This is a genomic window from Pedobacter foliorum (assembly GCF_013266735.1).
Taxonomy (GTDB): domain Bacteria; phylum Bacteroidota; class Bacteroidia; order Sphingobacteriales; family Sphingobacteriaceae; genus Pedobacter; species Pedobacter foliorum.
In genome coordinates, this window is the sequence record NZ_JABSNU010000008.1 from 132,329 (window position 1) to 144,750 (window position 12,422).

7 protein-coding genes are annotated in these 12,422 nt (G+C 40.8%); all 7 read left to right on the plus strand.

Annotated elements, in window-relative coordinates; all coding sequences use genetic code 11:
* Positions 1–88 precede the first annotated feature (88 nt).
* The 7 genes from HQN83_RS16670 to HQN83_RS16700 all read left to right on the plus strand — a co-directional run bounded on the left by HQN83_RS16670 (position 89) and on the right by HQN83_RS16700 (position 12,422).
* A complete protein-coding gene (locus HQN83_RS16670) occupies positions 89–1,180 on the plus strand; it encodes a GntR family transcriptional regulator (protein ID WP_173091459.1) in 1,092 nt (363 codons plus the stop codon).
* A 74-nt stretch (positions 1,181–1,254) separates the two neighbouring features.
* A complete protein-coding gene (locus tag HQN83_RS16675; protein WP_173091460.1) occupies positions 1,255–3,324 on the plus strand; it encodes a glycoside hydrolase family protein in 2,070 nt (689 codons plus the stop codon).
* A gap of 48 nt (positions 3,325–3,372) precedes the next feature.
* Positions 3,373–4,386 (plus strand): LacI family DNA-binding transcriptional regulator, encoded by a 1,014-nt coding sequence (locus tag HQN83_RS16680; protein ID WP_173091461.1) that lies wholly within the window; start codon positions 3,373–3,375, stop codon positions 4,384–4,386.
* Positions 4,387–4,656: 270 nt separating this feature from the next.
* A complete protein-coding gene (locus HQN83_RS16685) occupies positions 4,657–7,740 on the plus strand; it encodes a SusC/RagA family TonB-linked outer membrane protein (RefSeq protein WP_173091462.1) in 3,084 nt (1,027 codons plus the stop codon).
* 27 nt (positions 7,741–7,767) lie between these two features.
* On the plus strand, positions 7,768–9,483 hold the full coding sequence (locus HQN83_RS16690; protein ID WP_173091463.1) for a RagB/SusD family nutrient uptake outer membrane protein: 1,716 nt from the start codon (positions 7,768–7,770) through the stop codon (positions 9,481–9,483).
* A gap of 52 nt (positions 9,484–9,535) precedes the next feature.
* A complete protein-coding gene (locus HQN83_RS16695; RefSeq protein WP_173091464.1) occupies positions 9,536–10,909 on the plus strand; it encodes a sugar porter family MFS transporter in 1,374 nt (457 codons plus the stop codon).
* A gap of 28 nt (positions 10,910–10,937) precedes the next feature.
* Positions 10,938–12,422: a glycoside hydrolase family protein gene (locus tag HQN83_RS16700; RefSeq protein ID WP_173091465.1), complete on the plus strand. Its 1,485-nt coding sequence runs from the start codon at positions 10,938–10,940 to the stop codon at positions 12,420–12,422.

Below are 12,422 nucleotides of genomic sequence, written 5' to 3' on the forward strand. Positions count from 1 at the left end.
TTTGTTACATTTTTGTAAGTTTAAATGTAATGTATAGTAAATATAAATATTACATTTGAAAACGAACCATTATAAATTGCCTATAGATATGAAAGGTAAAATTAGTAGCAAGACTATTTACGATACAATAAAAGATCAAATTCATAAGGAGAGGTTTCCTCAGGGCTCAATGTTACCAGCCGAACTAACTTTGGCTCAAAAATATTTAGTTTCCAGACCTACTATTGCGAAAGTTTACAATCAGTTGCAGGATGAAGGCTTAGTTCAGAAAACCAAAGGTCTTGGAACAATCGTTACCCATCAACATTCAAATACCACTTACACCTTTGGGTTGTTATTGCCAGGTGCCGGCGAATCGGAGATATTCTCGATTATTAACGATCAGCTGTTGAGCCAGTCAGAAGCTGGAAGCTTTAATTGCTTATGGGAGGGGGCAACAGCAGGTAGTGCTGAGATTCGAAAGATGTTGATCGAAAGCTATTGTGAAAGTTACATCAACAAAAAAGTAGATGGAATCTTCTTTTCTCCTTTAGAAAGGGTCCAGGATGCAGATGAGTTGAACTTAAAGATTTGCACCGCAATACAAGATGCCGGCATCCCGCTCGTTCTGATAGATCGGAATATCCGAATTTCTCCGGAACGCTGTGCGTTCGATGTAGTGTCAGTTGATAATTTCAATGCCGGTTCTGTCATGGCTAAACACCTCCTTGATCAGGGATGTGAGGAACTACATTTTTTCTATCGCCCGGATTCTGCAAGTTCTATCGATTTACGTATTTCGGGAATTCGAGACATGGTAGAAAAGCAGGGACGTTTATTTACGGCCAATAATCTGTTTTGTGGCAATCCTGAAGATTTGGAGTTCGTTAAGAAAATGAAAATAACTTCAGGAAAGACGGGCATCATATGTGCAAATGATTCTACTGCTGCCGTTTTAATGTCCTCTTTAGATGCTTTAGGAGTGGAAATTTGTTCGGATGTTTTGATTTGTGGCTATGATGATATGAAATATTCTAAACACCTCAAACATTCATTAACATCCTTTAGGCAACCTTGTGAAGAAATTGCCAACATCAGCATTGAATTATTGATGCGAAGATTAAAGGACAATAACCGTTTTCCAATAACAATAAACTTAGCAGGAGAAATTGTCATTCGTGAGTCGAGCCAATTTCTATAAGAGCATATGCATGGTCTTTGCAGTGATGCTTTCGCTGTCAGAAGGCCTTAATTGTAAACTTTAATAATAAATCAATGAAAAAAATTTTACTTAATTCCTCTTTGGTAATATTGATGATCATCGGCAGTCTGCTCTTCCATGGCTGCGCGCCAAAGCGAGAGGCTGTTAAGCTTGTGTTGCGTTCCACACCCTGGCATTTTGCGGAAGGTTCAGCACTAAGTGCGCTTTCGCCGAAAAATATGAAAGGAACTTTTGCAGTACCGTCAGACAGTAGCAGTTTTACCATCAAAATGTTGGTTAACCTAAAAACGGAAAACTCCATCAAGGATCTACTTCAAATTCCAAATGTATTGACTGTAAAGACTTTTAAACATGATGCGAAGGAACGGAAACTGCAAAACTATCCTGCTTTTCCAATGCCTGATGGGTCTGTTCCTGTACTGGAAGCGGCCCTTCGACTGCATTCTCCTACGGAAGCTAAGGGGCCACGCGATATGCCTATAGGGATTCCTCTGGCGATGTTGAAAAACCCACGGGGAGCACATGAAGTGGTGCTTCATTTTTCGGGGGTTCGATGGACTTTGTATGTAGACAACGAGCTTCTTGATAACGATTTTGCCCTAGGCTATCCAAAATGGGGAAAACAAAGCACCTGGGAAATAGATCCTTCAATTGTTTCGAAGGCAGAAATCTTCTTCCCGGGAATTGAGCCACAAAAAGTAGCATTGCAGACACCGCGCACTTCAGCTGACATTCAGTATTGGACACCTTCAGGGCATAATACCTGGGTGGGTGATGTTGCTACTTTCTATCATAAAGGACGTTATCACTTATTTTACTTATTTGATCGTAGGGGGCATGCCAGCAAATTTGGAAAAGGAGCGCATTATTTCGAGCACCTCTCCACAACTGACTTCAAAACCTGGACTGAACACGATGCCGCGACCCCAATAGAGGAACAGTGGGAAACATTCGGAACCGGCACGCCTTTTATCTTTGATAATAAACTATGTATTAGTTACGGCCTGCACACGACAAGAATCTATCCGAAGGAACAAACTACCTTGCCATTACAATGGGATTACTACAATAAACACGGTGTTACGGGCTCTTTCCGCTATGATACTATTTCAGGCTATCCAGCCGGATCAACTTATTCCATCAGTGAAGATGGCATCAGTAATTTCAAGAAAACAAAAATATTATTCCATCCTTGTGAAAACCCAAGTGTTTATACTGATCCTGAAGGACGCTTACGCATGTTAGCGAATTATGGAGCGAAAGGAACCTGGGGATCAAATTCCATCGATGGAGGTTGGCGATCTATCAATCCTGATTTCCCTCCAGGCGGCGATTGCACATTCTTTTTCCGTTGGGGAAATTATGATTATGTTATCGGTGGTTTTACCGGCTTTTGGTCAAAGCCGGCAAAAGCATCGGAAGATAAATTTGTCGATGGTGTTAAAGCCGGGTTAGACTTTTACAATGGGATGAACGTACCGGCTGTGACAGAAATAAACGACGGCCGTTTCTTATTGGCCGGCTGGATTCCTATGGCGGGATGGGGTGGATCATTGACTATCCATGAAATGGTACAATCCCCTGATGGTAGAATTGGAACAAAATGGATGGAGGAAATAATTCCTGCGACCCAAAAAGAAAAATCATTGGCGAAAGAAATTAAAGAGACTTCTTCCTTTGCCACAGGATCTTCCTCTTTCCTGCTAACATTTGATGTAGAGCCGGGCACAGATTTAAATGGAAAATTAGGAGCTCTTTTTCTAGGTGCAGACGGAGAAAATCATGCCTGTGAAGTCCAAATTAGCCCAAAAGCAAGAAAAGCACAATATGGAAAAGGACAACTTCAGCATTTCTCAGCTTCGGAGAAATCATTGCGTGAAGGAGGTTCTCCAACCGGTGTTCGTAATTATGCTATTGAAAATTTGGCCAATACAGATAAACTGTTCACTGTTCGGATGATTGTTAAATATGAAGATAAGTTTGGCGGTTCACAGATCGACACTGAAATTGCAGGCCAACGCACTATGATCGCTTTCCGTCCGGACTTAAAGGTTGAAAAACTCTTGTTCAGATCGGATGAAACCGGAATCAAAAATGTCAAAATAGCGGCACTTAAAAATTAAGAAAATCTAAATCCATATATTGACCTGCTTTTTATACTAACCAAATAGATGAAAAAGGTAAACCTTAAAGACATTGCAGAATATGTTGGCGTTTCGACCGCATTGGTATCTTATGTACTCAATGGTCAGGCAGTGGAAAAGCAGGTCAATAAATCTACAGCTGAACGCATCTTAAAAGCTGCACAAAAATTTAACTACCAGACAAATCAAATAGCCAAAAGTTTAAAGACTCAAAAGACGCATACGATTGGCCTTGTTGTTGCAGATATAAATTTTAGGTTCAGTACCGGAATAACCAAATCAATTGAAGAAGAGGCCGAGAAAAATAACTATACAGTAATTTATGGCAGTTCCAATGAAGATGCCGAAAAATTTGCCAAGCTGATTAATGTTTTTGTTAACCGTCGGGTAGATGGATTGATTTTAGTTCCTACTGAAGGTTCTGAAAACGAGATCGAAGTGCTTCAGCGTTCCGGTATTCCATTTGTACTTGTTGATCGTCACTTTCCCGAAATACAGTGCAATTATATTTCATTAGATAATTACAAAGCCGCATATAACGCAACTCAATACCTGATTGATAAAGGACATCGCAGGATTGCTTTTGTAAATTATCGCACAACGCTTTTTCATCTGTTAGAGCGTAACAAGGGGTATGCTGATGCATTAAAGGAGAATAATGTCAATTTTGAGGAATTTTGGCTTCAGGAGATTGATAGCGTCGGAGATAATGACGTTACCACTTGCATCGAACTGCTCATGAAAGCGCCTATGCCATGTGATGCAATCTTTTTTGCTACCGATATACTGGCAATCAATGGGCTTAAATACCTCAGTAATAAAAAAATAAATGTGCCTGAACAAATTTCTGTGCTAAGTTTTGATGAATCAGAGTCATTTGATCTTTTCTACACTCCAATTACTTTCTCCCGTCAGCCGCTGATGGAAATGGGTTGTTTAGCAGTAAACAACCTGATGGAGTTGATGAATGGGAGTGATCATATCAAACAGATAAGCCTCGAAGCAAAGATCATTTCAGGTGCTTCATGCAGGGAGCAATAATTTTTTTATAGGAAAATTTAAACGATTAAAGTGATGCTATGACGATGTCTATTTTTTAAAACTGATAATTTAAACGATTAAAGTGAGTGCTTATGAGAGCACATTTTTTTAAACATAAAATTTAAACGATTAAAGTGGTGCAGCATACTTAAAAACAATTATCCAGGGGTCGTCTACCGAGCGGTTTTAGACCCTGCTGGATTCAAATCGGAAATCAGAAGTTATGAGCCTGATTAACGATTTAAGATTATAACCAAAAAACCAAATATTATGAAAAAAATCTTAATGATGATTTTATTGTTTTTTTGCGCGGGTGCATATGCTCAGCAAAAAACATTAACGGGTACCGTTTCCGACAAGGATCTCCGAGTTCCTATTTCAGGAGTAACGGTAAAATCCAGTCGGCAGACTGTAGTAACCGGTCAGGACGGGAAGTTCAGTATCAGCACTGCTGTTAATGAAACGATTACGCTATCCTACATCGGAATGAAACCTGTTTCTATTGTTGTTGGAGCAGAAAATGAAATTTCTGTTTCAATGGAATATGATGCAGGTAATCTAAATCAGGTGGTAGTTACAGGCTACTCGACCCAGAAAAAGGCAGACCTTACGGGTGCTGTCTCGGTAATTAAAACGGAGCAAATTAAGGATGTTCCGCTTGGTAACCCTATCAAAGCACTTCAGGGAAGAATCCCCGGAGTCTACATTACTACAGATGGTTCTCCAGGTGGAGGTGCAACAGTCCGGATCCGGGGAATCGGAACATTGGGGAATAACAATCCGCTTTATGTGATAGACGGGATTCCGACAGAAAGAGGGTTGAATGAGATCAACCAGGCTGATATCGAATCTATGCAGGTGTTAAAGGATGCGTCATCTGCCTCAATTTACGGATCAAGAGCTGCCAACGGGGTAATCATTGTAACCACTAAAAAAGGAAAACTGGGAACTACGAAAATCGATTTTAATTCTTCAATCTCAACCCAATCCTATGTAACGAAGGTCTCGGTGCTCAATGCCGAGGAACGCGGGAGGGCATATTGGCAAGCGGCAGTAAATGATGGCCCTGGCAATGATCCCAACATCAATCCGATTTATAAATATAACTGGAATGGGGATTTTAATAATCCAATACTGAATAACATCATCTATCCCGAATTTATTGATGCCGCAAAAACAATGAGGCCGGCAGATACCAGGTGGTTCGACGAGATTTCACAGACCTCTTTTATTAAAAGTAATGACCTTACCATTAGCAATGGGAGTGAAAAGGGTAGCTCGCTTTTTTCAGTAAGCCATTATGATAATTCAGGGATTATCAGAGGATCTTCTCTCAAAAGGACAACCATAAGGTCAAATTCGGATTATAAAATGTTTAATGACAGGTTGGTTATAGGCGAAAACCTCTCAGGAACCTACAGTGTAGGAACATCAGTTCCGGCAGGCTCTATTGTGGACTTATCTCTTTTAGCGCAGCCTATTGTTCCGGTGCATACGATTGATGGAGGGTGGGGCGGACCAGCTGCGGGAATGACTGACCGTCATAACCCTGTAAGACTAATTGAAGATAATATGCAGAACAAATCCAGGTTCTTCCGTGTTTTCGGAAATGCTTATGCGAGCCTTAAAATCATTCCTGAGCTAACTTTAAGATCTAGCATCGGCATTGATTATAGTGGAAATTATGATAGAACATTGAGGAAGTCCTATGTCTCCGGCTTTTTGGTAGATCCCTCAAACCAGGTCACAACCAGTCAAAGCTACAGTGGAAACTGGGTGTTGCAGAATACCCTGGATTTTAGGAAAACAATCGGATCGCATGATCTTCAGGTACAGGTAGGAAGTGAACAGATTAAATTCACCGCGCAAAATTTTTATGGATCGAGGCAGGGGTATGCACTGGAGAATATTGACTACGCCTATCTTGATGCTGGGTCTACTCTAAAAGATAATGGAGGCTCTGGCAGTGGCAATTCACTTTTGTCATTTTTTGGAAAGGCCAATTATAGTTTCAAAAATCGTTATCTGGCATCCTTTACCATGCGTAGAGATGGCTCATCAAAATTCGGATCTGAAAACAGGTATGCTTATTTTCCTGCATTCTCACTGGGATGGAGATTGAGTGAAGAAGAGTTCATTAAGGATTTAATTCCGGCACTGTCTGATTTTAAACTTCGCTATGGTTGGGGAAAGAATGGAAACCAGTCTATAGCCAACAATGCTATATATGATCTCTACTCTGCTATCTATGGTACAGACAATACTTTTAATAGAGATAAAGGAAGTGCTTACGACATCAATGGGGGTAATTCCGGTCAGCTGCCTTCAGGTTTTACTAAAACTCAAAGGGGGAACAGCGCATTAAAGTGGGAGACTACAGTTCAATCAAACTTCGGAGTAGATTTTGGTTTCTTTAACCAGAAACTTTCCGGTTCTGTTGATTATTTCATCAAAAATACAACTGATATTTTGCTGACTCCGCCAAGTTTGGCTGTGATTGGGGAGGGGGGAGATCCAACCGTAAATGGTGCTTCCATGAATAATAAAGGCCTGGAGTTTATGATCAATTATGATGGTAAGATAGGCGACGATTTCAATTTCTCACTATCAGCAAACCTATCCACCTACCGCAATAAGATCACTGAGCTTCCTGAAAACTCACTGACTGCCTTTCCTGGTAATGGAAATGACAAAGTTATCCTGGGGCGATCTGTTGGTAGTTATTATGGTTACGTTGCTGATGGATTGTTTCAGAATCAGGCGGAGGTGGATGCACATGCTACTCAGAACGGTAAAGGAATTGGAAGGATCCGCTATAAAGACGTTAATGGTGATGGTGTGGTGAACGGTTCAGACCGCGATTACATTGGCATAAGTGATCCGGATTTTACGTACGGGCTAAATGTAACTGCAAACTATAAAAAGTTTGATGTTAGCTTTCTGCTACAAGGGGTAAAAGGTGTAATGGTAAATAATGGAAGCAAGATCTATACTGATTTCTCTTCAATATGGCCAGGTACAAACTGGGGAAGCAGAACGCTTGATGCCTGGACACCACAAAACACAGGCTCATCAATTCCTGCACTAACGCTTGTGAACAGGAATGATGAAAGCAGATTCTCTACTTATTTTCTTGAGCCCGGTTCATATCTGCGCTTAAGAAATGCACAGATCGGCTATGACATTTCAAGTTTAGCTAATAAAATTCACATTAAGAGGGCACGTTTTTATCTTCAGGGGAGCAATCTGCTGACCATAAAAAACAAAAAATATACTGGCCCGGATCCTGAAGCACCAGGCAGTACATTCCCAATCCCGGCAATTTATACACTTGGATTAAACATCACCCTTTAATCAGATAAACAACCAGATAAAACAAATATGAAAAGGTTTAAATATTTAATACTTGGTATGGTTTTGCTTAGCTCTGCCTGCCAAAAGGCGCTCGATGAAACACCTCAGGGCGTAATCTCCGGAGCAGAACTTAATACTCCGGAAAACATAGATAAAATGGTTATTGCCGCTTATTCCGGTCTTGGAAATGATGATATACATACTTCGTTTTCGCTTTGGCCTTGGGGAAGCATGCGCAGCGGCGATGCCTATAAAGGCGGCGATAGCCCGGGAGACAATACCGATTGGCATAGCTACGAGCTTTTTTCAGCCAATCGCCCTGAGCTTGGAAATACCGATAAGATGTGGTATTTCCTGTATGTTGGCATTTCCCGTGCAAATGATGCACTCAGGAGGATAAACCAGATAGATGAAAGCACCTATCCTTTAAAGAAAGAAAGACAAGCCGAAGTACGGTTCATTAGGGGTCACTTTTATTTTATGCTCAAGATCCTTTATAAATATATGCCCTATATCGATGAAAATCTTCCTGAAAAAGAGTATGCAACAGTTTCAAACAGAACATTAACCAATGATGAACTGTGGAACAAGATCGGCGACGATTTTAACTTCGGTGTAGCCAATCTTCCGGTTTCTCAGGATCAGGTAGGTCGCGTAACTAAACAGGCAGCCATGGCTTACTTAGCAAAAGTCAGGCTTTATCAGGCCTATGTACAGGATGAGCAAAATAACGTAACCTCGGTTTCGAGCGTAAGACTTGAAGAGGTGATTTCTTTGGTTGACCAGGTTTCAGCTTCTGGCAGGTATGAGTTAAATCCGGATTATGCCAACAACTTTCTCACCCAGTTTGATAACAACAAGGAATCCGTATTTGCGGTTCAATTTTCAAAAGATGACGGTACGCCAAAAGGACGATTAAATATGGGCGTTGCACTTAACTATCCTATGAACAAGGAATTTGGGTGCTGCGGTTTCCATTTGCCTAGCCAGAATCTGGTCAATTCTTTTAAAACGGATAATACCGGGCTTCCACAGTTCACTACTTTCAATAATAGCGATGCAAAAGAGGGCGACGATTTTAAGAACAATACTTTTGATCCCAGACTTGATCATACAGTTGCTATTCCGGGACATCCCTATAAATACAGTTTAAATTTTGTTTATCAAAAAAGCTGGGCAAGGGCGCCGCAGATCTACGGATATTTCTCTACGCTGAAGGAAACCGTGGCTCCGGATGATCCTTCATTTCAGAAAATTCCGCCATTCATGTCCAGTTCAAAGAATTTTGACGTATTGCGTTACGACGATCTGATACTTTGGAAAGCGGAAGCACTGATAAAACTAAACAGGCACAATGAAGCATTGCCTTTAATTAATAGCATCAGACAAAGAGCGATTAATAGTACTTCAAAACTGAAATTAGCAGATGGTACATTTTTCTCTAATTATAAAATGGATGTATATAAGCCTGGTACAAACTGCAACTGGACACCGGAGTTTGCATGGCAGGCATTGGTATGGGAAAGAAGACTTGAATTTGCTATGGAAGGAAACAGATTTTTTGACCTGGTAAGATGGGGGATCGCCTCGGAATACCTGAACAAATATTTTAAGGAAGAATCATCGAAAAGAACTTACCTTAAGGAAGCTCAATTTAAGAAGAACCGTGATGAGTATCTTCCTATTCCGTTAGCCCAACTCAACTACAGCAGAGATGTTTATAAACAGAATTTCGGATGGTAGAAGGCTAATGTAATTGTGCATTAAAAATTTTTTATTTATTAAACCCACACAAATGAAACTAAAAGCAAATGTTCTTTTAATCGCCATCATTGCCGCCACAGGCGGGCTTTTATTTGGATTTGACACCGGAGTAATCTCCGGTGCACTTCCTTTCCTTAAACAACACTGGCAGCTCAGTGATTCCAGCGTAGAATGGATTACCACAACTGTGCTCATCGGTGCGGTTATCGGAGCCCTCGGCAGCGGTAAGTTATCAGATATTATCGGAAGAAAGCGGATGATCATCATCAATGCCGTAATTTTCGCTATTGGTGCAGTGGGATGTGCTTATGCACCAAATGTAACCACATTGATCGTTATGCGTATCCTTATTGGTGTGGCCATCGGTATTACTTCCTTTGTAGTACCGATGTATATTGCTGAAATTTCTCCTAAACGCTCAAGAGGAGCCTTGGTAACACTGAATCAGTTAATGATTACCATTGGTATTTTAGCCTCCTACATCACTGATTATGCATTGTCTGACGATAGCAACAGTGAATCATGGAGATGGATGTTTCTGGTAGGTCTGGTACCTGCAGTAATCCTTCTTGTCGGAATGTTTTTCCTTCCGGAGACACCCAGATGGTTAATCAGCAAGAACAGAGTGGAGGAGGGAAAACGAGTTTTGGAACAGGTAGAGGATCCTGAACTGATTTCTGCAACACTGATTGATATTGAGAATGAGGTTAAGCAAGAGTTGCAAAACAAAAGCTCTGCCATGGATATATTTAAGCCCTGGCTTAGAGTTCCTCTGATGATTACTATCGGGATATTTTTCTTTCAGCAGTTTTCCGGTGTCAATACGATTATCTATTATTCGCCTATTATCTTTAAAATGGCTGGGATTGTAAGTAATACCGAATCCATCATACCTGCAATTATCATCGGAACGGTAAATGTGATGGCCTGTTTTCTTTCCATTCTTTTATTGGATCGAATTGGCCGAAGAAAGCTCTATATCATTGGAATTTGGGGAATGATTCCTTCACTGATCCTTTTAGGTGCCTGCTTTCATTTTAAGGAAGCGCTTGGGGCAAGTCTACCTGTATTTGCGGTCCTTAGCATCGTTTGCTATATTATCTTTATCGCTATCAGTCTGGCTCCTTTAGGCTGGCTGCTCATATCAGAGATCTTTCCGCTAAACGTTAGAGGAATAGGAATGAGCATTGGCTCACTTGCACACTGGGCGTTTAATGCCATCATCGCATTTACTTTTTTAAAGCTGGTTAATGGGCTGGGCATCGACGTCACCTTTTGGTGTTACGCCGGAATATGTCTGATTGGTGCCATTTGGGGGTACTATTACATTCCTGAAACTAAAGGTAAATCACTAGAAGACATCGAGTCATTCTGGCGCAAAAACAAAGATCCAAGAAAACTTTAATTCACATTTAAGCTTTAATTTATATTTTATGAGACACTTCTTATTCGTTATTACATTGCTCTTCTTAAGCTCAGCGGTTTATGCACAGCTTGGTGTAAAATACGACCCCACCATTCAATCCACTGGAAACATGCAGTATTGGCGACCAAAGGGCGATTTATTTGTAGGCGATTGTATGCCTTATTTCCGTAACGGAAAGTATTCTTTTTACTGGCTTCTGGATTCCGCCCATCACGCCAGCCTTAAAGGGCTTGGTGGCCATCAATGGGCACTAAGTACGACCACAGATTTAAAAACATGGAAACAGGAACCTGTGGTACTTGGCATCGATGAAGAATGGGAAAAATCCATCTGCACAGGTTCAATAGCTTATCACAAGAATACTTATTATGCATTTTATGCCACAAGGTTAATTGATAAGGATGGAAAGGTAAATGAGCAACTAAGCTACGCTACCAGTAAGGATGGTATCCATTTTGATAAACAGAAACCAAATCCGTTTTACACGTCTGCCACAGGTTATAGTAAAAGGGATTTCCGCGATCCAAAAGTTTTTATTGATGAAAAGACTGGAGAATTTCACCTGTTTGTTTCCAGTTGGCAAGAAAACTCTACACTGAAACATGCCGGAGGGGCTTTGGTACACCTGGTTTCTAAAGACCTGAAAAAGTGGGACCTTAAAGAGCCGGTTTTGACAGGGCAGTCTGCTGTTCCGGAATGTCCGGATTATTTTCTGTGGAAGGGATGGTACTATTTGGTTTACGGACATGACGGGGATACGTATTACGTAAAATCTAAGAGCCCTTATGGTCCATGGGAAGAACCAAAATTTCAGGCATTTAACGAATCCTGGTCTAATGTGCTAAAAACAGCTTCTTTTAAAAATGACAGGCGGATAGCAGCATCCTGGGTTCCTTCAAGAAGAGATAATAAGGATAATAACAGTGAAATGTTTGGAGGCAATGCTCTTTTTAGGGAAGTAATACAGCGTCCTGACGGTACTCTTGAAACTAAGTTTCCGGAAGAAATGATACCTGCTCATGGTGCACCTATGAACATCGCATTTGTGAAGGATTCCTTTTCAAAAACTGAAGGAGAAAATACATTGCTTATTAATGCGCCCAATGGTATAGGAGCGGCCCATATTAAAAATGTTCCGTTGAATGCGAGGGTCACCCTGGAGGTTGAACCACTCGGCCCTAACACGGAATATGGTTTCTACCTGAGGTCAGATGAGCATGCAGATAAGGGCTACAAGACAACTTTTTCTGCTGTTAATCAAACGGTATGGTTGGGGAATACTGACATTAAAGCAGTTCAGGGTTTAGATAAGGCGATTAAAATTGATCTGATCATGACAGATGGTATCATAGATATGTCTATAGATGGTAAACGCTGTATTGTTAACCGTACTCTTGAACAAAAAGGGAATGTTTTATGGTTTTATGCCAAGCATGGAGCTGTAAAATTTAAATCAATAAAAGTTAGTCCCTTGTTAGAGCAAACCAGATAA